This is a genomic window from Stenotrophomonas sp. YJH_SMC_25, assembly GCF_059369595.1.
On sequence record NZ_JCAFSV010000004.1, the window covers coordinates 70,209 to 92,684 of the forward strand.

At 65.4% G+C, this 22,476-nt stretch carries 20 protein-coding genes; 9 read left to right on the forward strand and 11 right to left on the reverse strand.

All coding sequences use genetic code 11. From position 1 onward, the window contains the following. Nucleotides 1-12 precede the first annotated feature (12 nt). Both AC5P7E_RS06895 and AC5P7E_RS06900 read right to left on the reverse strand, forming a co-directional pair. Nucleotides 13-381: a hypothetical protein gene (locus tag AC5P7E_RS06895; protein WP_146257161.1), complete on the reverse strand. Its 369-nt coding sequence runs from the start codon at nt 379-381 to the stop codon at nt 13-15. Between the two features lie 40 nt (nt 382-421). Next, nucleotides 422-853, reverse strand: a complete 432-nt coding sequence (locus AC5P7E_RS06900) for a BLUF domain-containing protein (protein WP_043033421.1) — start codon at nt 851-853, stop codon at nt 422-424. A 170-nt stretch (nt 854-1,023) separates the two neighbouring features. On the opposite strand from AC5P7E_RS06900, the gene AC5P7E_RS06905 reads away from it, so the two are divergent. Then, nucleotides 1,024-1,269, forward strand: a complete 246-nt coding sequence (locus AC5P7E_RS06905) for a hypothetical protein (protein WP_005409734.1) — start codon at nt 1,024-1,026, stop codon at nt 1,267-1,269. A gap of 392 nt (nt 1,270-1,661) precedes the next feature. Here the strand turns inward: AC5P7E_RS06905 and AC5P7E_RS06910 are convergent, their stop codons facing one another. Next, nucleotides 1,662-2,531, reverse strand: coding sequence for a methylenetetrahydrofolate reductase (locus AC5P7E_RS06910; RefSeq protein WP_111118040.1), 870 nt, complete (start codon nt 2,529-2,531; stop codon nt 1,662-1,664). Then, entirely contained in the window at nt 2,531-3,445 is a 915-nt protein-coding gene (locus tag AC5P7E_RS06915) for a LysR family transcriptional regulator (RefSeq protein WP_065183568.1), read from the reverse strand. The genes AC5P7E_RS06910 and AC5P7E_RS06915 overlap by 1 nt, the downstream gene beginning before the upstream one ends. Before the next feature lie 75 nt (nt 3,446-3,520). On the opposite strand from AC5P7E_RS06915, the gene msuE reads away from it, so the two are divergent. From msuE to AC5P7E_RS06930, 3 genes are read left to right on the forward strand one after another with little or no spacing between them, the layout of a single operon-like run. Then, nucleotides 3,521-4,108, forward strand: a complete 588-nt coding sequence (gene msuE / locus AC5P7E_RS06920; protein ID WP_111118041.1) for an FMN reductase — start codon at nt 3,521-3,523, stop codon at nt 4,106-4,108. Between the two features lie 56 nt (nt 4,109-4,164). Continuing rightward, nucleotides 4,165-5,142, forward strand: coding sequence for a DUF1852 domain-containing protein (locus AC5P7E_RS06925; RefSeq protein WP_049450720.1), 978 nt, complete (start codon nt 4,165-4,167; stop codon nt 5,140-5,142). A 39-nt stretch (nt 5,143-5,181) separates the two neighbouring features. After that, on the forward strand, nt 5,182-6,216 hold the full coding sequence (locus tag AC5P7E_RS06930; RefSeq protein WP_099527465.1) for a methionine synthase: 1,035 nt from the start codon (nt 5,182-5,184) through the stop codon (nt 6,214-6,216). On the opposite strand, the gene AC5P7E_RS06935 is transcribed toward AC5P7E_RS06930, so the two are convergent. From AC5P7E_RS06935 to AC5P7E_RS06950, 4 genes are all read right to left on the reverse strand, one after another. Then, a complete protein-coding gene (locus AC5P7E_RS06935; RefSeq protein WP_231347582.1) occupies nt 6,173-6,742 on the reverse strand; it encodes a hypothetical protein in 570 nt (189 codons plus the stop codon). The two genes, AC5P7E_RS06930 and AC5P7E_RS06935, sit on opposite strands and share 44 nt — an antisense overlap. Before the next feature lie 83 nt (nt 6,743-6,825). Beyond that, nucleotides 6,826-7,638, reverse strand: a complete 813-nt coding sequence (locus AC5P7E_RS06940) for a S1 family peptidase (protein ID WP_114618379.1) — start codon at nt 7,636-7,638, stop codon at nt 6,826-6,828. A gap of 245 nt (nt 7,639-7,883) precedes the next feature. Further along, the gene (locus tag AC5P7E_RS06945) at nt 7,884-9,041 is read right to left on the reverse strand and encodes a serine hydrolase domain-containing protein (protein WP_231347450.1); all 1,158 of its coding nucleotides are present in this window, start codon (nt 9,039-9,041) and stop codon (nt 7,884-7,886) included. Between the two features lie 118 nt (nt 9,042-9,159). Continuing rightward, on the reverse strand, nt 9,160-10,164 hold the full coding sequence (locus tag AC5P7E_RS06950; RefSeq protein ID WP_114618378.1) for an extracellular catalytic domain type 1 short-chain-length polyhydroxyalkanoate depolymerase: 1,005 nt from the start codon (nt 10,162-10,164) through the stop codon (nt 9,160-9,162). Nucleotides 10,165-10,360: 196 nt separating this feature from the next. Between AC5P7E_RS06950 and AC5P7E_RS06955 the strand changes: the two genes are divergently transcribed. Genes AC5P7E_RS06955 through AC5P7E_RS06970 form a run of 4 tightly spaced genes read left to right on the forward strand, consistent with a single transcriptional unit; the run spans nt 10,361 to nt 17,309 of the window. Further along, nucleotides 10,361-12,559, forward strand: a complete 2,199-nt coding sequence (locus AC5P7E_RS06955) for a TonB-dependent receptor (RefSeq protein WP_495222831.1) — start codon at nt 10,361-10,363, stop codon at nt 12,557-12,559. Between the two features lie 32 nt (nt 12,560-12,591). Further along, the gene (locus AC5P7E_RS06960; protein ID WP_114618376.1) at nt 12,592-13,470 is read left to right on the forward strand and encodes an alpha/beta fold hydrolase; all 879 of its coding nucleotides are present in this window, start codon (nt 12,592-12,594) and stop codon (nt 13,468-13,470) included. Beyond that, nucleotides 13,467-13,943 (forward strand): MaoC family dehydratase, encoded by a 477-nt coding sequence (locus AC5P7E_RS06965; RefSeq protein ID WP_012480330.1) that lies wholly within the window; start codon nt 13,467-13,469, stop codon nt 13,941-13,943. Before AC5P7E_RS06960 ends, AC5P7E_RS06965 begins: the two co-directional genes overlap by 4 nt. 36 nt (nt 13,944-13,979) lie before the next feature. Beyond that, nucleotides 13,980-17,309, forward strand: a complete 3,330-nt coding sequence (locus AC5P7E_RS06970; RefSeq protein WP_114618375.1) for a hybrid sensor histidine kinase/response regulator — start codon at nt 13,980-13,982, stop codon at nt 17,307-17,309. A 4-nt stretch (nt 17,310-17,313) separates the two neighbouring features. Here AC5P7E_RS06970 and AC5P7E_RS06975 read toward each other — a convergent pair whose 3' ends face one another. Further along, nucleotides 17,314-17,988: a response regulator transcription factor gene (locus AC5P7E_RS06975; protein ID WP_005409749.1), complete on the reverse strand. Its 675-nt coding sequence runs from the start codon at nt 17,986-17,988 to the stop codon at nt 17,314-17,316. A gap of 129 nt (nt 17,989-18,117) precedes the next feature. On the opposite strand from AC5P7E_RS06975, the gene AC5P7E_RS06980 reads away from it, so the two are divergent. Beyond that, on the forward strand, nt 18,118-19,764 hold the full coding sequence (locus tag AC5P7E_RS06980) for a fatty acid--CoA ligase (protein ID WP_197596066.1): 1,647 nt from the start codon (nt 18,118-18,120) through the stop codon (nt 19,762-19,764). 19 nt (nt 19,765-19,783) lie between these two features. Here the strand turns inward: AC5P7E_RS06980 and AC5P7E_RS06985 are convergent, their stop codons facing one another. Continuing rightward, complete coding sequence (locus tag AC5P7E_RS06985) at nt 19,784-20,383, reverse strand: NADPH-dependent FMN reductase (protein WP_005409751.1); 600 nt, start codon at nt 20,381-20,383, stop codon at nt 19,784-19,786. Nucleotides 20,384-20,597: 214 nt separating this feature from the next. Beyond that, nucleotides 20,598-22,364 (reverse strand): wall associated protein, encoded by a 1,767-nt coding sequence (locus tag AC5P7E_RS06990; protein WP_114618372.1) that lies wholly within the window; start codon nt 22,362-22,364, stop codon nt 20,598-20,600. Nucleotides 22,365-22,476: the final 112 nt, after the last annotated feature.

The window sequence follows — 22,476 nt, forward strand, 5'->3', positions numbered from 1 at the left end:
GTGATGGCGTGGTCACGCCATGGTGCGCCGATACGACTGATCGAGCGTAACGGTGCGAACCAGGCGGCCGCGATTGTAGAAATGCAGCACCGGCTCACTCAACGTCACGTCAGCCGGGACCAGGTTCATGCCTTCGTAGCCGACCACGACCGGCTCCCCATCGTCCGACGGGAACAACCCGCGATGCCATCCGCGTATCGGCCAGGCATCCTGACCCGATGCCTGTGGTGTTACCCGTGTTGAATTGACGGCTGGATCCGAATCGGTACAGAGATTTCGCGTGGAGGAGCATGCCGTGAGCCTTTCTGGCGGCGGCAGCGGGGAATCGGCAAGCGCCGGGCCCGGAGCAAATGCGGCGATGAGCGTGATGAAAGCCTTCATGTCGCTGCACATCTCAAAGGAGCGGCCGCCGAACCGGAAACTAAGCGGCGTGCACGTAGGGCTCAACCGCGGCGGCCAGCACATCGATACCCCACGCAGAACCCGCAATCTCCTCGGGCTGGCTTCTCTTGAAGCGTGACCAGTCGGCCCTGGCAAGCCTGCCGACCAGAAGCTGGTCGGCAGGAAGCTGGTGCATCGACCAATAGGGGAACTGCCGGGTAGAGACACGCCCCCGGGCCAGCTCCACCACATCCGTGTGGCTGGTCGATTGCAGCACCCGCTCGTAAACGCTGGCCACCCCATCTTCCGGCCCTTCGAAGTACTGCACGAATCGCGTGCCGTCATGCAGCAGCACGCCTGTCACCCCTGCAAGCTTGTTGAACCTCGCGGCATCGGTGACGAGTGCTTCCAGGCGGTCAATCGAAAGGCCTTCAACGGCCTGGCTTGCGTATACAACGGCCCGGATGGGCATGGACTTCGCCTTGAATGCAGGGCCACGTCGGCACCTATTCACACTCTAGCACCCGGCGCAAGTCCGGGCCGTGATGCGTATTCTTAATTCTTCAGAATACGGTTCGCGCCTAGCAGCGCGACAGGCGGCATGATGAACGCCCCCATACGTTCAGGGCTTTATTCATCTTCATGCGCGACATCGGACAGTTCTATGTAAACAGCGTCGAAGGAGTGGCGCGTGAGGATGGCACCCTGCTGCAGGTCACCCGGATCGATTGTTCCTGCCTGAAGTGTTCAAGGCAGTTCCGCGCCATTCCTGATCATGGCCTCGTCGATCTCAACGGCGCTGCTTCGCTCAGTTGCCCAGGCTGTGGCAACCACCAGTCCGTCAGCCGGGCGCGGCTGGAGGAGTTCGTGCTGCGTAGTGATCCATGAGCTGAAGCGCGCCGTTTCTCGACACTGTGCCAACCCTGTCGACACCTTCGCCTCGCATCTTCCCGTAGTGCACCCACAACGGCGTTCCAATGAGTCATACCGGCCTATTCAAGATCAGGGACCTCACCTACACGCCAGGCGCGGAGGGCGACCTGGCCCGTGCCCTGCAGATCGAAGCCACCTGCACGGCCTGCGGCGCAACCAGCGTCTGGGGCGAGCAGGAAATGGAGCATGTGCGAGGAGGAACCGTGCTTGCGTGCCGGACGTGCGGTACGCGCCAGGCCATCAGCAATGCGGGCCTGATCAGTACCCCGTCAGGGATACGCCACCGCCGGGGCTGAGCGGGGCGGCACCGGGCCATGCGCTGCCCGGCAGGCACGATTGATGGCCTGTCAGCGGCGGGCAACCGATGGCAGCGCCCGATGCTGTTTGACCCAGTCCAACGACTGGGCAATTCCACCGAACGGAAAGAAGTGCGGGCTGACCAACCCGTGGGCATCAGTCAAACCGCCCGCCAGACGGTCCACGAACACCTCCGGGCCCGCGCTGCCCAGCAACCGGCCGATCGAGATGCCATACCGGGACAGCATCAATGCACTGGCCCCCACCCCACACATTGCGGCGTAACGTACCAGCCGCGCGATGCTTGCCGGGCCCGGCACGCCGACCAGCACCGGAACGTGGATGCCACGGGCGCGCAGCGCGTGCAACCAGGCCAGGACGATGTCGGCATCGAAGGCGAACTGCGTGATGATCATTGGCGCCATGCCGCGCGCTTCGATGGACTGGCACTTGTGTTCCAGTACCTGCCAGCACGCGTCACTGCCCAGGACCGGATGGCCATCGGGGTGACCGCCGATGGCGACGACCTTGATACCGGCCCTCTCCAGAAGGCCGCTCTCGATGATCGAAGCGCTGTCAGCAAACGGTCCGGCGGGCGTGGCCAGGTCGCCGGCGATCACCAAGCACTGGGCGACACCTGCCTCGTTGGCGGCACGCTGCAGGAAGCGCTCAAGCACCGCACGCGACCCGATGCGCCGCGCCGAGAGATGCGGCATCGGCTCGAAGCCCAGTTCACGCACCCTGCGCGCCGCTGCCAGGCGTGCGTCGTCGTCCTCGCTGGCCAGCCAGGGAATGGAGATCGTGGTGCCACGCGGAATGCGGGTGGCTTCGGCACCCAGCGCCGGCATGGCCCTGGCGCTCACCTCCAGCGAAAAAGCATCAAGGAAGGCCTGCACCCGCAGCGACGTAGGCGCGGACATCACGCGCCCACGCCTGCATTGCCGGCCAGCGGCGAACTGTTCCGCGCCAGTTCGATGAAGGCCTGCAGGTAGTCGATGCTGGTATCGGCTTCGCGCGCACCCAGATAGATCTGCTTGGGAATGCCCTTCGCACCGAGGCGCACCGGCACCACGTCCATGCGGGTGGCGTACTCTTCCACCAGCCAGCGCGGCATGGCGGCCACGCCACGACCGCTGGCCACCATCTGCATCATGATGTCGGTGGTTTCAATGGCCTTGTGCCGTCGCGGCGTGATGCCGGCCGGCAGCAGGAACTGGTTGTAGATGTCCAGGCGCTCGAACGGCACCGGATAGCTGATCAGCACTTCCTGGCCGAGCTGGCGCGGCTTCACGTAATCCACCTTGGCAAGGGCGTGGTTCCTGGCCACCACCAGCACCTGCTCGTAGTCGAACACGGGAATGAACTTGAGGCCTGGCTTCAGCAGTGGATCGGGGGTAACCAGCAGGTCGATCTCGTAGCCGAACAGCGCGCCGATGCCGCCGAACTGGAATTTCTGCTTGACGTCCACATCCACATCCGGCCACGCGGCCAGGTACGGCGAGACGATCTTCAGCAGCCACTGGTAGCAGGGATGGCATTCCATGCCGATGCGCAGCGCGCCGCGCTCGCCCTGTGCGAACTGGCCCAACCGTTCCTCGGCCAGATCCAGCTGCGGCAGCACGCGGTTGGCGACGGCCAGCAGGTATTGCCCGGCCTGGGTCAGGCGCAGGCTGCGGCCTTCGCGCAGCCATACATCAGTGCCCAGCTGCTGCTCCAGCTTCTTCATGCTGTGGCTCAGGGCCGACTGGGTCAGGTTGAGTACGCCGGCGGCCGCGGTAAGCGAGCCCTGCTGCTCGACCTGCTGCACGATGCTGAGGTGGATCCGCTCCAGCATGACGATGAATCCTGCTCATGGATAGGTGAAGTAATACCATTTTACGTCATGGAAGGCCGTGGCTAGCATCGGGTCATGCTTTCACCTGCCCGCCCCCTTCGAATCGTCGCCGTGTCCGGCGGATTGCAGCGCCCCTCCAAGGCCGCCACCCTGGCCGAGCATCTGCTGGGCCTGATCGGCGAGGACATCCACAGCGAGCAGCACCTGGTCGAACTGGGCGCACTGGCCCCGCAGCTGGCCGGTGCGCTCTGGCGTTCGCAGTTGCCCGACACCGTGGAACGCCAGTTGACCACCGTCGAGCAGGCCGATGTGCTGGTGGTGAGCACGCCGGTCTATCGCGGCTCGTACACAGGGCTGTTCAAGCATTTCTTCGACTTCGTCCACCAGGACGCACTGGTCGACACCCCCATCCTGCTGGCCGCGACCGGCGGCAGCGAGCGCCATTCGCTGGTGATCGACCATCAGCTGCGCCCGCTCTTCAGCTTCTTCCAGGCCCGCACCCTGCCGCTGGGCGTCTACGCCACCGACCGCGATTTCGCCGACGGTCGCGTGCACAACGACGCCCTAGTCGAGCGGGCACGGCTGGCGGTGCGGCGGGCCATGCCGCTGCTGGACCTGCCTCGCCAGCGCGCCGCCGACCTGGAAGCGGCCGCAGCACTTTGAATGCCGGATGCCCTCGCCCGCATCCGGATGTCACCCCGCACTACGGAACGCCACCCATGACGACCGACACCTTCACCTTCAGCATCACGCAGATCCCCTTCAACGAGGATTACCAGCCTGCTGACGGGACACGCATCACCACCAATTTCGCCAACCTGGCCCGCGGCGCGTCCCGCCAGGAAAACCTGCGCAACACGATCAGCATGATCAACAACCGCTTCAACGATCTGGCGCATTGGGACAACCCCAGCGCGGATCGCTACGCGGTCGAGCTGGACATCATCTCGGTGGAGATGCACATCGGCAACAGCGATGGCGGCGATCCGTTCCCGCTGATCGAGGTGCTGCGCCCGACCATCGTCGACACCCGCACCGGCGCGCGCACCGAAGGCATCGTCGGCAACAATTTCTCGTCCTACGTGCGCGACTACGATTTCAGCGTGGTGCTGCCGGCCAGCAACGAAGGGAAGGCCACCTTTGGCATTCCGGAGGGCTTTGGCGACCTGCATGGCAAGTTGTTCAAGCATTTCCTGGAGTCCGAGGCCTATCGCGCCAACTTCAGCAAGGGGCCGGTAATCTGCATCAGCGTATCCAGCAGCAAGACCTACCACCGCACCGAGAACCACCACCCGATCCTGGGCGTGGAATACCGCCAGGGCGAGTTCTCTCCCACTGACCAGTATTTCGACAAGATGGGCCTGCAGGTGCGCTACTTCATGCCGCCGGGCAGCGTCGCACCGCTGGCGTTCTACTTCCAGGGCGACCTGCTGGGCGACTACTCGAACCTGGAGCTGATCGGCACCATCAGCACGATGGAGGCCTTCCAGAAGATCTACCGCCCGGAGATCTACAACGCCAACTCCGTGGCGGGCAAGGTCTACCAGCCCAGCCTGAAGCACCAGGATTACTCCTCCACCCGCATCGTCTACGACCGCGAAGAGCGCAGCCAGCTGGCGGTCAAGCAGGGCCGGTTCACCGAAGAACACTTCATCAAGCCGTACCGCGCCGTGCTTGAGCAGTGGGCTGCCCGCTGATTCATTGATTCCCCATTCGCCCCCAGGAAACCAGACGCAATGTCGACGAAGAAACTGCTTCCCACCTCCACCGCAGGCAGCCTGCCCAAGCCCTCCTGGCTGGCCGAGCCCGAGAAGCTCTGGTCACCCTGGAAGCTGCAGGACGAAGGCCTGACTGAAGGCAAGCAGGATGCACTGCGCCTGTCCCTGCAGGAGCAGCAGCACGCCGGCATCGACATCGTCAGCGACGGCGAACAGACCCGGCAGCACTTCGTCACCACTTTCATCGAGCACCTCAGCGGCGTCGATTTCGAGAAGCGCGAAACGGTCCGCATCCGCAACCGCTACGATGCCAGCGTGCCGACCGTGGTCGGCGCCGTGAGCCGTCCGAAGCCGGTGTTCGTCGAGGATGCGAAGTTCCTGCGCCGCCAGACCACGCAGCCGATCAAGTGGGCCCTGCCCGGCCCGATGACCATGATCGATACGCTGTACGACGCGCACTACAAGAGCCGCGAAAAGCTGGCCTGGGAGTTCGCGAAGATCCTCAACGAGGAAGCGAAGGAGCTGGAAGCCGCTGGCGTCGACATCATCCAGTTCGATGAGCCGGCCTTCAACGTGTTCTTCGACGAAGTGAACGACTGGGGCGTGGCCGCGCTGGAGCGTGCGGTTGAGGGCCTGAAGTGCCAGACGGCGGTGCACATCTGCTACGGCTATGGCATCAAGGCCAACACCGACTGGAAGCAGACACTGGGCTCGGAATGGCGGCAGTATGAAGAATCGTTCCCCAAGCTGCAGACCTCCAGCATCGACATCATCTCGCTGGAATGCCAGAACTCGCACGTACCGATCGACCTGATCGAACTGGTGCGCGGCAAGACGGTGATGGTGGGCGCCATCGACGTAGCCTCCAATACGGTCGAAACGCCGGAAGACGTGGCCAACACGCTGCGCAGGGCGCTGCAGTTCGTGGATGCCGACAAACTCTACCCAAGCACCAACTGCGGCATGGCGCCGCTTGCACGGGAAGTGGCACGCGGCAAGCTGCGCGCGCTCAGCGAAGGGGCCAGGATCGTGCGTGAGGAGCTTTCGGCGTAACCTTGGCTGGGGAGGTGTTCCCGTTTCGGTGCGGCGAGGATGGATTCTGTCCGGGCACAGACCAGGTTCCACCTCGTCCCTGCACCTCGGGCCTGGCGGCCATCACGCGCGGCCGTGGCGCCAGCGCTTCCTTGATCCGCCCCATCTCGCTTGCGCCGGCCTCGGCCAAGCGCCGGGCCTGCTGCCGCTGCGTCCGGGTCAGTGGCGGCGCGAACACGGCGCCCGGTTCGGGTGCACTCTGCACCAGTCGGGCGACGGCGTCACGCAGTGGCAGTTGTGGGCAGAGCCGCGCCGCGCACCAGCGCTCGGCGTAGCGCTTCGCCTGGCGGGCGCTGGCGACGGACACGACCTTGCTCTGTGACATCCTGCGTGCGTCCAGTTTCAGGCGGAACCCGAGCACGGCATGCGGCACGATACTGGCCACCGAACGGCCGTTCCACCACAGATCCCAGCGCTCGCCGCTCTGCACCCAGCCGGACGGCCGGGTGACGATCATGAAATCTGGACGGTGAAATGATGAGCCCATGATGGGAAGCATACGAACGCCCGTCGCACCGGCTGAGATCAGGGTAACGCCCCCCTGCACTGCTACGCCTCCACGAAAAGCAATCAATGTGACGCGTCACGGCTGATGCTTTCGATCCAGTCGATGTAGCGCGATACGCGAACGTTGTAGACCACCTGGCCATAGAACCCCGCCTCGAGCGCATGCTCTGGAACCGCAGTGATCCACGAACCAAGCCCCACCAGCTGCGGCGTTCCGTGATCATCAATCACCAACGGACCGCCGCTGTCACCGTTGCCGAGAACCCCCTCCAGCGGCAGGGCCTGCGGTGGCGGATCGAACCGGTACCAGAGATACCGTTCGTTGCCGCCGGTAATCGCGTTGAATGCCCGCCGCAGGGTCGTGCGATGCGGGCCGCCCGGCGCCAGCCCTACGACGCCATTGCCGGTAGCCCCCTTCCCTATCAGGGCCGCGATCTGCGCGACTTCGGCAGCACCGCGATAGAGCGCTACGGGCTGTACATCCTTTACAGCAGTCGCAAGCCTGATCAGTGCGATGTCATCCGATGCTGCCAGGAACGCGTGGATCCTGGAGGGATTTCCTGTCGCCAGCGCCTCCTTGCCCAGGGCCTCCGGCATTCTTCTGAAACCGGGATGCAGGAAGACGCGCTCGACCGCATAGGCGCGTCCATTGATGGAGATGGATTCTTCCATCCCTTCCATGGGTGCCGCATGCGCTGCGGTCAACACCCAGCGCGGGGCGATGAGAACGCCATGTCCTTCGCCCGGCATGTCGGCCAGCGCCGGGAAGACAGAGGCATCGATCTGATACCGGGCGTCGTCAACGTCATCACGGATGACCACGGCACCGGCAGTGAACGGGAGCGCAGCAAGCGCCAGGAAAAGCCAGCGGTTCATAGGGTGGTCATCCCTGTAGTCGATCACTACAGCCTAGCCGCGGGCACCCGCGTTGTGGAGAACATGCGACCAACGACAGCATGCAGCGACGAATGCCAATAGTTCGAGCGCAAAGCCCTGCGGCCGACAGCCGCCGGGGCCGAGCAGTCTGTCCAGATCGGTTCCAGGCTTGTCCGACACGTCGTCCTGCGAAGCCACATTGGTGCACGGACCGGGCCGCGTGGGCCCGAGCCTCAGCGGGCGGTTCAACGCGCCGCGATTCTCCCGACCAGGGTATCGATCGCCGCCTCCATGGCACGCGCGGTCCGGTCACCGCTCTGGTTGGTGATCACGAAGATGCCCAGATCGTGCTCCGGCATGATGTAGATGTAGCACTGCGAGCGTGGAACGCCACCGTGGTGGGCGTAATAGACACCCTTCTGGCGATCGCCAGCGACGATGTTCCAGAAATAGCCGATGCTGAACTCGTCGTCGAATCTGGCCAGAGTGCGATGCGATTCCTGCACCACCGGGCCGTTGGCCAGCTGGAACTGAAGGTATTTCACCATGTCGGGCACTGTTGCCTTGACGTTGCCGGAAGCGCCCCATGGCAACTGTGGCATCGGCGAGGTCGGCACCGGATTGTCGCTGTGGTAGCCGATGGCAAGACGGTCTTTTTCCGCATTCCCCAGCTTGATCCCGATGCTGGTCATTGCTGCGGCGTCGCTGAAGAAGCCACGCAGCAATGACGTGTAGTCGGTCTTGTAGACGCCTTCCAGAATGTGGGCCGTCAGCTCCGTCCCAGCACTGGAGTAGGCGTACTCTTTCCCGGGCATCCGTGGGATCCGCACGGCGTGCAGATCCCGCAGGAAATCCGGCTTGCCGTAATGCGCATAGAGGGCACTGAGTTCACCGGGCACGCGGTGATCGGTGAAGTCCTCCAACACGGTGTTCGCCCGCTCCGGCAGCATGTTCGGCAGGCCACTGGTGTGTGACAGCAGGTGACGGACCCGTATGGGCTGGCCCTGGTACTGCAGGTTCGGATAGTCGCCCTGCAGGTAGCTGCGAACGTCATCCTCCAGGCCCACCCTGCCCTCAAGCACCGCACGGGCCATCAACGTGCCCGCCAGGGTCTTGCTCAGCGAGCCGATCTCATACAGCGTTGCGTCGGTCGGAACATCGGGCTTGCCGGCTACCATCTCGCCGCGGTGACGGATGAAGGTCTTGCCCCGGTACACCACGCCGATGGAGGCCGAGTGCAGCAAAGGCTGTTCGATCAGGGCCTGGGCCACCTCGTCAACCGCCGCCCCCACATCGTTCGGCGGAGTCTTCCTGCCCTCGCAGCCGACGGCAAGGAGCACTGCGGATAGCACGACGGCATTGAGCCATTGCCGGTTTCGGGTAGTCGTTGACATGGATTCCATGCGCCGGCGCTTGAAGGTCGTGGGAACGGGCGCTCACGATAATTGATTGCCATGAGCGGCTGAAGGTGCCATCCGGCACCTCCAGTCGCGCCCCTCCCTGGAGGCCCCCTGCCCCCCGTCAGCGCTGGTAGTCCTTCAGGAACAACCAGGTGATCAGCGTGGCGTCCGGCCCCTTCGGGTCGGTGAATGGCAGGCCCGACTGGCTGCCGCTCCAGGCATGCCCCATGCCCTGCACCACGTAGTGCTGGACCAGCGCCCTGCCACCGTAGGCGTAGGTGTCGACGGTATACGCGCGGCCGCCCGGCACCTGCCCGTGATAGGTGCTGGTCGGCACGTATTTCACCGAGTCGTTGTCCTGGCCGTCGTCGGCCAGGTCATTGGTCTGCAGGAACTGGCGCACGGCCTGCTGGCCGTTCACCGGATTGACGGTGAGATCGGCGCTGCCATGGAACACCAGCACCGGCAGCGGTCGCGGCGACGGCGAACCCGAGCACTGCCACGCCAGGCGGCCATTGCTGTCCGGCGAATAGATGCTGCCGGCCAGCAGTGCGTAGGCGCTGCCGGAAATCGTGGTCGCGCCCTTGAACATGCCACCGGAGTGGATGGCGCCGGCAGCGAACACATCCGAATAGCAGGCCAGCATGATCGAGGTCATCGCACCACCTGCCGAAATGCCGGTGACATAGACCCGGCGCGGATCCACGCTGTAGTCCGCTTTCACCTTGTCCACGATGCCGGCCAGGATCGACGCTTCGCCGCTGTCGCGGGCCTGGTTGATCGGCAGCTGCCAGCTCCAGCAGCGGGCCGGATTGGAGGTGACGTTCTGCCGGGGGTAGACCACGATGAACCCTTCGGTGTCGGCCACATCATTGAAGCCTGACGCCTCCCCCATCAGGTTGGGCCCGTTGACGCAGCCGTGCAGCACCAGCAGCAACGGAAGCGGCTGCTGGTCGTCGTAGCCGGCCGGCACCCACACCTGGTACTCGCGGGCGCCGAACAGATTGCCGTACAGGCCAACGTCCCAATGCCCGGCCGGGCCTGCGGCGAGGGCACTGCCCGCCATCGCCAGCCAACTGCACAGCACCAGCAGTGCAACCTTGATCGAATCGATTCCGGATTTCATGGCCAGATCCTCATGCGTGAGTCGTGGATGAAGTGGTACCGGGACGCGCTTCCGGCTGGGGGCGCGCCCAGTATCCGCATCCAGCGGCCGCTGCCGACTGGACCTAGGTCCACTCGCCGCTGCGTGATGACACCGCTAGCCTTGGCTGCAGGATGGCAATGGGCCATCTGCAAGCAGCTGCCTGGGGGAGGACCGAATGAAACGGAATTGCCTGAGTCTCATGATCGGCGCATTGCTGGCCTCCGGGCCGGTACTGGCACAGGAAACGCCCCAGGCCACGCCGACGGCGGCCAGCACTGCATCACCCACCAACCTGGACAGCATCAAGGTCACCGCGCGCAAGCGCGAGGAAACCCTTCAGGAGGTCCCGGTAGCGGTTACCGCATTTACCTCCGAAGCGCTGGACAAGATGAATGTCCAGGACATCAGCGACCTGGATGCGCAGGTACCCAACCTGACCATCTACGCCGCCCGCGGCGCCAGCAGCACGGTCACCGCCTACATCCGTGGCATCGGCCAGTCCGATCCCACCTGGGGCGCCGATCCGGGTGTTGGCATCAATCTGGATGACGTCTACATCGCACGTCCGCAGGGCGCGCTGCTGGACGTTTTCGACGTCTCGCGCATCGAGGTGCTGCGCGGCCCGCAGGGCACGCTCTACGGCAAGAACACCATCGGCGGCGCGATCAAGTACATTTCGCGCGGCCTGCCGACCCAGACCGAGGGCTTCGCCCAGATCACCGTGGGCAACTACAGCCAGCTGGATGCGGAGGCGGCCATCGGCGGCCCGATCGGCGGTGCCGACAGTGGCCTGCGCGCCCGTGTGGCGGTGGCCAGCATGAACCACGACGGGTTTGGCGAGAACACCTTCAACGGCCAGCCGGTCAGCGACAAGCAGATCAACGCGGCACGCCTGAACCTGGGCGCGTATGCGGGCGACGACTTCGACGTGCAGTTCGCACTGGACTGGATCGACGATCAGTCCGGCATGCGCGGCTCGAAGATGCTGGCATCCAATCCGTTCCTGCGCGCCTACCCGCCGATGGACAGCCGCTATGACATCCGCTCGGGCATGCGCAACCTCAACAACGTGGAGAGCAAGGGCGCCTCGGCCACGGTGAACTGGCGACCGAACGAAGACATCGCTGTGAAGTATGTGGTGGCCAAGCGTGAGTCGGACAGCGAGGCCAACATCGACTTCGACACCACGCCGATCAAGCTGGCCGACGTGGATGGCACCTACCACGACGACCAGGTCAGCAACGAAGTGCAGTTGAACTACGATGCCGGCGGCCGGGTGCGCGGTGTGGTCGGCCTGTACCAGTTCAGTGGCGAGGCTGGCGGGCAGATCCAGAACAACTATTTCAGTGCCCAGTTCGCCGACAACCAGGGCAAGGTGCTGACCGACAGCATCGCGCTGTATGCGGACTGGACCTTCGACCTGACCAGCAGACTGAAGCTCGATGTCGGCGCCCGCTACACCGACGAGGACAAGCGCGCGATCGTGCTCAACCGCCTCTACGCCGACCCGGGCTTCAGCCGGCCGGTGGCGGTGACCGCCGATTTCGACAAGAAGACCAATTTCAGGAACGTCTCACCCAAGGTCTCGCTGGACTACCAGATCACTCCGGACATCATGGTCTATGGCCTGGCGACGCGTGGCTTCAAGTCCGGCGGCTACAACATCCGCGCCAACGCGGTGGCGGTACCGCGCTCGGCGGAGCCGTTCGATGACGAGACCGTGGACAGCTATGAGGTCGGCAGCAAGATGGCCTTTCTCGACCAGCGCCTGTTCCTGAACCTGTCAGCGTTCTACAACAAGTACAAGGACATCCAGCTGTCGGTGTTCACCGGCCTGGATACCAATGGCGATGGCATCGATGATTCCTTCTTCGGTGATTTCACCAATGCCGGCGCCGGTACCGTCAAAGGCCTGGAAGTCGAGTATCAGTACCTGCCCAGCCAGCACTGGCTGATTTCCGGCAACCTGGCGTGGCTGGATACCAGATACGACGAGTACATGGACCGCGGCATCAACGTGGCCAGGCAGATGAAGTTCACCAATGCGCCGGAGTTCTCCGGTGCGTTCAACGTGGAATACCGCACCGACCTGGCCAACGGCAGCAACCTGTCGGCACGGGTGAGCTACAGTTACCAGAGCGAAGTGTGGCCGACCACCGACCTCAGCCCGGTGATCCGCCAGCAGGGTTATGGGCTGGTCAATGCCGGCGTCATCTGGCGCCTGGATGATGCGTGGACCTTCTCGCTGCAGGGCACCAACCTGGCCGACAAGGAATACCGCACTACTGGCTACAACATTCCTGCAGTCGGCACGCTGATTGGCTTCTATGGTCCGCCCCGCCAATATAGCCTTAGCGTCCGTTACGATTTCTAGCGCATCCGTTACGATCTTCAGGAAGCTTCTGCATGACGCAGTCTTACGACGACCTGTACTGGAACAGCGACGATGGCCTGCGCCTGCACGCGCGCGACCATGCAGCGGACGCCCGGCAGGCGCCCCGCGGCACCGTGGTCTGCATTCCCGGCCTGACCCGCAATGGTGCCGATTTCGATGCATTGGCCGAAACACTCACCGCCGAGGGATGGCGCGTGATCGCCGTCGACCTGCGTGGCCGCGCCGGTTCAGAACGTGCGCACGATCCGTCCAGCTACAACCCGCGCACCTACGCAGATGACATGGTCGCGCTGCTGCGCGCGCAGAACATCGACAAGGCGGTGTTCGTCGGCACCTCACTGGGCGTGCTGGTGACCATCACCCTCGCTTCGCGCGCGCCGGAGCGGATCGCGGGCGCGGTGCTCAATGATGCCGGCCCCAGGGTGCCGCGTGAGGCGCTGGCACGGATCGGCAAGTATGCCGGCAAGCCGGTACCGCCGATGGACCTGGTGCAGGCCACGGCCTACGTGGAATCCATCGGCAAGGCTGCGTTCCCTCGCTTCAGCGCCGACGACTGGCGGCAGATGGCGGTGCGCACCTTCCGCCCGCGCAGCGATGGCCTGCTGGAACTGGACTACGACCCGGCAGTGATCCGCACCACCCGGCCATGGCTGCTGTGGCTGTTGCGTCCCCTGCTGTGGCGTGCGGTTCGCGGGCTGACCGCCCGGGTGCCGGTGCTGGTGGTGCGCGGCGCGCTGTCCGACATCCTGCCGGCCGATGTGGCGCGGCAGATGGCGGCCACCTCGGAAAGTGTCCGTCTGGTGGAAGTGCCCGATGTCGGCCACGCTCCGATGCTGTCCGAACCAGAGGCGCGTGACGCGATCCTTGCCTTGCTGGAGCGTGTGGTGTGAGTGCGGACAGCGACCTGCCTCCCGCCCTGCAGGCGGTGCAGCAGTGGGCCGCCAGTGAGCGGCTGAGTGGCGTGACCTGCCTGGACCAGGCGCGCATCGATGCCTTTGCCGACGCGACCGGCGACCACAACTGGATCCATGTCGATCCAGCGCGGGCACAGGCGCAGATGCCGGGCGGGCGTACCATCGCACACGGCTTCCTGCTGCTCTCGCTGACGGTGGAGGACGATGTGGCCGCCCTGGCCGGCTTCCCCGGCATCGCCCATGTGCTCAACTACGGCTTGAACAAGGTCCGCTTCCTGGCGCCAGTGCCGAGCGGGTCCGAGGTGCGGGTACGCTCGCAGCTGGTGTCACTGGATGCGCGCCAGCCCGGCCAGTGGCTGCTGATCCAGCGCAAGGCCGTCGAGCGGGTCGCCGATGGCGAGCTGGCACTGGTCGCTGAGCAGCTGTCACTGATCGTGATCACGCCCTAGCACCACCCCGCCCGATTCTCTCCCTACACTGGAGCGATGTTGACGCCCTCCATCGTCCTCTTCGCCTGCATTGCATGGACCGCACTGCTGTTTGGCGTGGCGCTGTGGGGCGAGCGCCGGGGGCACCGGCTTTCGAAGGCATGGCCGCTCATCTATGCACTGTCGCTGGCCGTGCACTGCACCGCGTGGACCTACTACGGTGCGGCCTCGCAGGGGCGGCAATGGGGTTTCCCCATTCCACCAACCCTGGCCGGCATGGCGCTGATCTTCGCGTTCGGCCTGCCGTTCCTGCTCCGCCTCGGGCGGCTGGCCAAGCAGCACAACAGTGCCACCATCGCCGATCTGGTCGTTGCACGACTGCGTGCCGATCGCGGCCTCGGCTTCACCATCACCCTGGTGGCGCTGTTCGGCATCATTCCGTACATCGCACTGCAGCTGAAAGCCGTCAGCCAGGGGCTGGGCACCCTGCTGGGTGATGGGTTCGCGCCTGCCGGTGCGCAGCTGGACATGTCGTTCTGGTTCGCGCTGACGATGGCCGCGTTCACCCTGCTGTTCGGTGCACGCAAGGCCTCGGCCACCGAGCCCAACCGCGGCATCGTGGTCGCGCTGGGCCTGGAGTCCGTATTGAAGCTGGTGGCGCTGCTGGCCATTGGCCTGTATGCGGCGTTGTCCGTACACAAGGCCGGCACACCGCTGCTGGAGAAGATGGCGCAGCTGCCACCACCGGCCATCGTGCCGGACTATCTCACCATGGTCGCGCTGGGGGCGATCTCCGCGTTCACCCTGCCGCACCAGTTCCATGTTGGCGTGGTCGAGCTTCGCCAGACATCGGACCTGAAGACGGCACGCTGGATGTTCCCGGTCTACCTGCTGCTGATCGGCCTGCCGTCGGTGCCGATGGCATTGGCCGGCGCCGCGCAGCTGCCGGCCTCGGTATCGCCTGACCTGTACGTGCTGGCGCTGCCGCAGGCCGGCGGCCATCATCTGCTGGCGCTGCTGGCCTACCTGGGCAGCCTGAGCGCGGCCACCGGCATGATGATCCTGTCCGGGCTGACGCTGTCGATCATGCTTGGCAACCATGGATTCGGTTCGCGCCTGCTCGGCGGCATCGGGGGCGGCGTGGCCAATGCCGATCTGCGCCCGCGCGTGCTGGCGTTCCGCCGTGCCGGCATCCTCGCCGTGTTCCTGATGTCGTGGCTGTACAGCCGCGCGATGAGCGACACCGAGGCACTCAGCGATTTCGGCCTGATGTCCTTCACCGCCCTCTCGCAGCTGGCACCGGCTGTGCTGCTGGCGGTGTATCGCCCACGTACGCCCTCCGCGGCCATCATCGCCGGCATCGTGCTGGGCTCATTGGCCTGGCTGTGGCTGGTACTGCTGCCGATGGTGATCCCGGCCGCGACGCCGTCGGTCGGCGCCGACGGGCTGCACTGGTTGTCGGTGGTCTCGCTGCGCGTGCAGCCGGGCCATATCGCGATCAGCATGGGGGCCAGCCTGGCGATCAACCTGCTGACCGTGGCCCTGGTGTCGCGGGCCGTGCGTCCGTCATTGCCGCGGCGGCGGGATGCGGTGGCTGCGGCGTCCCTGCGCAGGACCGCCGGACGCTTCCTTGGCCAGGAGCGTGCGCGCCAGCTGCTGGAGGGCCACGCCGGGCAGATGCTGGATGACGACCGGGTCACCGCCGTCGAGCGTGAGCTCACGGCCGTGGTGGGCGCAGGCATGGCACGGCTGCTGGTCGAAGCCGCACGCGAGGGCGGCGCCGCGCCGCTGGATGCGGTGACCCGCGCCGTCGGCGAAGCTACCCAGGTGCTGCGCTTCAACCAGCGACTGCTCGAAGCCGCGCTGGAGAACATGAGCCAGGGCATCAGCGTGGTCGATGCGCAGCTGCAGCTGGTGGCCTGGAACAGCCGCTACGCCGCGCTGTTCAAGTTCCCGCCGGAGCTGCTGCAGGTCGGGCAGCCGGTGGTCAACCTCACGGCGTGGGCACTGGGGCAGCTGAAGATCGGCGATGGCCCCGGCGACACGCCCACCAGGGCGTTGCAGCGCCGCGTCGCGCACATGCGCCGTGGCACGCCGCACCTGTCGGAACGGATATTTCCCGATGACACCATCGTCGAGATCCGCGGCAACCCGATGCCGGGCGGTGGCTACGTGGCCACCTTCACCGATGTCACGGCGTTCCGCCGCGCGGAGGATGCGCTCAAGCGCAGCAATGAAACGCTGGAACGCCGCGTACAGGACCGCACCGCGAGGCTGCAGCAGGCGGTCCAGGAGGCCGAGCGCGCGAACGCGGCGAAAACCCGCTTCCTGACGGCGGTCGGCCATGACCTCATCCAGCCCCTGCATGCGGCCCAGCTGCTGACCGAGGCGATGTCGCAGCACATCGAATCCGAGTTCCTCGACAGTTTCCTGCGGCAGATCCGCGGCGCACTGGATTCCACCGATGACCTGCTGTCCGGCCTGCTCGATATTTCGCGACTGGAAGCCGGTGGGTTGGTGGCCGATCCGCGCCCGTTCGCGCTGTCGACGGTGCTGGATCCGCTCGCGCAGGAGTTCGCGGTGCTGGCGGCGGCGCGCGGCCTGCAGTTCCGCCATGTGCGGAGCCAGGCCTGGGTCCATAGCGATCCCCTGCTGCTGCGCCGGGTGCTGCAGAACTTCCTGGCCAATGCCATCCGCTACACCCGCCATGGCGGTGTGTTGCTGGGTGTGCGCCGCCAGGGGCAGGCACTGATGATCGGCGTGCATGACACCGGCCCCGGCATTGCTCAGGAGCAGCAGGCGGTGGTGTTCGAGGAGTTCCACCGGGTCGACCGCAGCAACGGCCAGGGACTGGGACTGGGCTTGACCATCGCCCACCGCATCGCCGATCTGCTGCATGCACCCTTGCACCTGCGCAGCGTGCCCGGGCACGGCTCGGCCTTCTCGATCAGCGTGCAACGCGCAGCACCGCCAGTGACCCCGCGCAGTTCGGCACCGACGGGTGGCAGCAACGCCCTCAAGGGTATCCGCATACTGGCAGTGGACAACGACCCGGACGCGCTGGAGGCGATGCGGCAACTGCTGCTTTCCTGGGGCTGCGACGTCATCGCGGCAGGCAGCGCCGATGCCATCGGGCCCTCAGCGCACGAGGCGGCGCTGTGGCTGTTCGACTATCACCTGGATGACGGCGATACCGGTGTTGCGCTGTGGCAGCGGCTTGCGGACATGCATGGACCGCGGCCGACGGTGATCCTCAGTGCGGATACCGGCAGCGATACACGCGAGGCGGTGCGCGGCGCTGGGCTATCCCTGCTCAACAAGCCGTTCAAGCCGTTGGCGTTGCGCTGGGCGATCAACCACCTGCTGGCGGCCACTGCCACGCGCTGACCGTTCAGGGCTCGGGCAGCTCTTCGATCAGCCGGGACGGATCGGCCAACCCCATTTCGTGCAGCACGCGGATGGCCTGCGCGCGGTTGCGTACGCCCAGCCGCTCCATGATGCGTGTCATGTGCGCCTTGACCGTGCGCAGCTGTACGCCCAGCCGGTCGGCGATCTGCTTGTTGAGCAGGCCCTCGGCCACCAGCCCCAGCACTTTGTATTGATGTGCGGACAGGCTGGCCAGGCGCGCGGCGAGGTCGGCATCCCTGCTGAACGGCGCCACGCGCGCCACCGGCTCGCGCAGCAGCGCCGGGATCCAGCGTTCGCCCTCCAGCACGGATTGCAGCGCGGACTGCAGCTCGTTCAAACCCGAGCTCTTGGGCAGGTAGCCCGCGGCGCCGAGGTCGATGGCGCGCCGGATCACCTGCGGCTCCTCGTTGGCGGAGACGATGATGATCGCCAGGCCCGGCTGCAGCGCACGGATGGTCGCCAGCCCGGCCAGCCCATGGTTGCCCGGCATGTGCAGGTCCAGCAGCATCAGGTCGATCGACTGGTTCTCGATCGCCTCCAGCACGCTGTCCAGTGAATCCGCCTCGCTGATCTGCAGATCGGCGACCGCCTCTTCCGCCGCGCGATGCAGTGCCGCACGGAACAAGGGGTGATCATCGGCGATGAGCAGGGTTGGCATGTCCTGGCGAGATTATCAAATCGGCTGCGCGCGGGAACAGGTACCTAGGTACGCTGGTACAGCAGGAAGGGCTTGATAGTGTGGTGCGGAGAAGGCCGGCGACCGCAACGCCGCCCACGAGGAAATGCCATGTCATCCGCCCCCACTCCCGATGCCCATGCCTATCCACTGCTGATCAAGCAGCTGCTGCTGATGCCGCTGGCGGTGAGTCCTGAACAGGAAATCGTCTATGGCGACAGGGTCCGATTCGATTACCGCACCCTGCAGGCGCGCATCGGCCAGCTGGCCGGCCTGTTGACCTCGCTGGGCGTCGGCCACGGCGACACGGTGGCGGTGATGGACTGGGACAGCAACCGCTACCTGGAGGCCTACTTCGCGGTTCCGATGATCGGTGCGGTGCTGATGATGGTGAACGTGCGCCTGGCCCCCGAGCAGATCGCGTACACGCTGAACCACAGCGGCGCGCGGGTGATCCTGGCCAACCGCGAGTTCCTGCCGCTGCTGGACGCCATCGACGAGCAGCTGCCGGACCTGCGCACGCGCATCCTGCTGGACGATGCCGGTGGCCCGCTGCCGCCAGGCTTCGCCACCGAGTACGAAGCGGGGTTGCGCGGTGCCACGCCGGTCGGCCGCTTCCCGGACTTCGACGAGAATGCCCGTGCCACGGTGTTCTACACCACCGGAACCACCGGATTGCCCAAGGGGGTCTATTTCAGCCACCGGCAGCTGGTGCTGCATTCGCTGGCGGCGATGGCCGCGCTCGGCGGCGCACCCCGCCAGGGCCGCCTGCATCGTGACGATGTCTACATGCCCATCACCCCGATGTTCCATGTGCACGCGTGGGGCCTACCCTACGTGGCTACCGCGATGGGCATCAGGCAGGTCTATCCGGGGCGCTACCTGCCTGCGAAACTGCTGGCGTTGATCACCCGCGAAAAGGTGACCTTCTCGCACTGCGTGCCAACCATCCTGCACATGCTGCTGGAGCACCCGGACGCCGCGCAGACCGACCTGGAGGGCTGGAAGGTGATCATCGGCGGTGCCGCGCTGCCCCGTGCCCTGGCGCAGCGCGCACTGGCGCGGGGCATCGACATCTTCGGCGGCTATGGCATGTCCGAGACCTGCCCTCTGCTCACCATCGCCCAGATCGACGTGGACAGCGTGACCGATGCCGACGAGGTGCTGTCACTGCGCACCAAGGCCGGCATTCCGGTGCCGCTGGTGGACCTGCGCATCGTCGACCCGGACATGGGCGATGTCGTCCACGATGGCGTCGCCACCGGTGAAGTGGTGGCGCGCGCCCCCTGGCTGACCCAGGGCTACCTGCACGATCCCGAGGCTTCGGCAACGCTGTGGGCGGGCGGCTACCTGCACACCGGCGACATCGGCAACATCGACGAAGCTGGCTACCTGCGTGTCACCGACCGCATCAAGGACGTGATCAAGACCGGTGGCGAATGGATCTCCTCGCTCGCCCTGGAAGACATCATCGCACTGCACCCGGCGGTCAGCGAGGTCGCGGTGATCGGTATCGCCGACACGATATGGGGCGAGCGGCCATTGCCACTGGTGGTCAGGAAGCCGGGAAGCCATGTGGCCGAAGCGGAGATCATCGAACTGGTCGCGGCGCGCAGCCGTTCCGGAGACATCTCACGCTATGCGATCCCGGAGCGCGTGAGCTTCGTGGATGCAATCGAGCGGACCAGCGTGGGCAAGATCAACAAGAAAAAGCTGCGCGGGCTGCATGATCGGGTCCTTGGCACCGGCGGGCGATGACGGCCTCTGCCGGCACCGCTCAACCGCGCGACGCCCCACCCTGCAGCAGCTGGACCCAGCTCTGGAATCCCTCCAGGAAGCGCTGCAGGCGCTTGCGCGTCGCCGCGTCGAAATCTTCCGCGTCATCGTCGTAGGCGGCCGCTGCTTCGGCCACATAGAGCTGTGGCGAGGCCATGGTCAATGCGCCCATGGCGGTCAGTGTATGGCGCAGCTGCGACTGTGCCAGTTTGGTGCCCCAGTGACCCGGCGTAGCGCCGATGATCGCCACCGGCTTGGCCGAAAGGACCGTGCGGTACTCGGCATCGTCGCGGGACAGCCAATCGAGCGTGTTCTTGAGTACGCCGGGCAGTGACTGGCTGTACTCCGGCGTGGCGATCAGCACGCCGTCAGCGGCCGCAATGGCCGCGCGCAGGCGCTTGACCCCGGCAGGGCCGGCCGGGTCGGCGGCTTCCAGGTCTTCGTCGAACAGCGGGATATCGGCAATGGTGTCATGCACGGTCAGCAGCAGGCCCGCAGGCGCCGCGCCTGCTGCTGCCCTGACCAGGCGCCGGTTGTAACTGTTGCTGCGCAGGCTGCCGGCAAACGCCAGGATGTTCAGCGGTGGAGGGGTGTCGGACATGCGGGATTCCTCGGATGCGTCGGTGCGGGTTCACGGGCCAGGCATCGACAGCACGGGTGGGCCAGGCCAGACTGGATCTGCAGAGGATCACGGTTCCGGCGGTGTAGTGCCTTCGTCCTTGCTGCTCCCTCTTCCAGGGCGAACAGGGCGCGGCGGGGCAATCCAGCACGTGCCACTGCCCGCGTTGCGGCCCCTGTCCTGCCACATCGTACGCCTACTGCACGGGCTGGCTGGCTTCAGTGATGGACACAGGTCGTGCCATGCTGTCGAACGTATTGACCTTCCAGACGTAGCGTACGCCATCCTGCTCGATGACCTTCTGCAACAACGGTATCTGCTTGGCTGCGATGATTCCGCTGGAACGCTGATATGCCGGTCGCCCGGCCAATGCCGGATAGCTGCCGGAAGCGTCAAGCTGATAGCTGAGGGTGGTGGCGCGGCCCGGCTGGACCGAGGAAAGCAGATAGCCTTCGTCCACATTGAATCGATTGCCAAAGGTGTGCCGGGTGGTGACACCCTCTGCATCCTTGACGTCCACCCACTTAGTGGCCGGCGAATTCGCCTGGCACAGTTCCTTGCTGCCGTCGGCATAGCACCCGTTGGCCGGGCCGTAACTGTAGGCCCACGTATAAGGCTGGTCGATGCCCGGCCCGGTGACTGTCCTGGAAACCAGCGACCACGTGTAGTACCTGGCGGGCGTGTATTCGATCGAGTCGAGGAACCCGCTACCGGTGCTGTCGGGCATACTGCAGCCATAACGCGCCCACGAGCGGCCATGCAGCGTCGGCTCGAAGCGATACTTCGCCACTGCACCACTGGGATGGCGGATCGAACCGGAATGGCCGTAGGTCACCACACCCGGATTCCGGCAGAAACCCCGCTCTGCGGGAACGGCACCGGCACCCATGGTGCCTACGTTGAACCCCGTAGTCTGCCAGTAGGACTGGTCCGGGAAGGTGACCTTGTAGCCACCCACCACGGTACCGTAGGTCCACGTCCTCCCGCCCGCACGGACCGCGCTCACTTCGCTTGGCAGCGTGCTGGGCGATCCAGCCGTCCATTCGAGATCGACGGTGCGGCCATCGTTGGCTGCGATGCGCAGCAACTGCCGTGGATTTGCCGGATCCCACGTGTAGGTCACCGAATTTCCAAACCGGTCTCGGGCACTGGTCGGAAGAATATGGAACTCCTGCCGGAAAAGAACGAACTCGAACTCCGTAACCGAGCCGAAGTTTCCCCGCGAGTATCCCTTCTTGATCAATGGCGGTCCGCTGCCAAGGCTGGCCATATGATTGAGCGTGTAGGTGATGCCGGCAGGCGTCGTGACTTCGAAGCCCTCACCCGCCCCGTCGTCCATGGCGACGCAGCGGATGACATTGCCGCTCTTGGTTCGCATCGGGTAGGCATGGCCTGTACTCGGCACGGGCCATTCGTTGCTTTGCGCGAGTAGATCCTCGTCACCGGTCTCTGGCAGGTAGAGCTGCGTTCCATGCCAGAACTCGTCGGAGTTGAAGTACTCGGTGAATGTCCCCGGCCCCGTCGGCGTCTGTGCCTTCACCGTGACGATCTCGGTTGGAGGCGGGGTGAACTTCGAACAGCGGTTGAGCGGCTCGGCCACCACGTAATTCTTCCATCCACCCTGAGTACTGAACGTCCCATGCACCCTGGGCAGGGCCAGGTCCCACACCCCGAACATGCCCAATCCCTGCCGGCCCTGCGCACCTGCCACCAAGCGCCGCTTGATGCCCACCTCCAGCGCACTGTTGCCCGGCAGGTCGACGTCGGTCTGCAGGAATTCCACCGAGCCGGTAAACAGCCCGATCCTCTCCCCGAACATATCACCGGTATCCAACTGCAGAATCTGCCCGCGGGCATTCAGCGCCGCCGCGTAATCCTCCATCACCGTCGAGCCGCGGTTGGCGCTCGACGCAGGCAGGGCCGTCATACACAGCAGCGCAGCTGCCGCGATCCTTGCGTACATGGTGTCCCCCTCGTCGACGAAGCAGAGCTTACTTCGCGCTCGTCGGCACCGGCAAGGATGATTCCCCGCACGTCACAGCGTCCTGACCCGCCCCGGCGGCCCTGGAAACGCC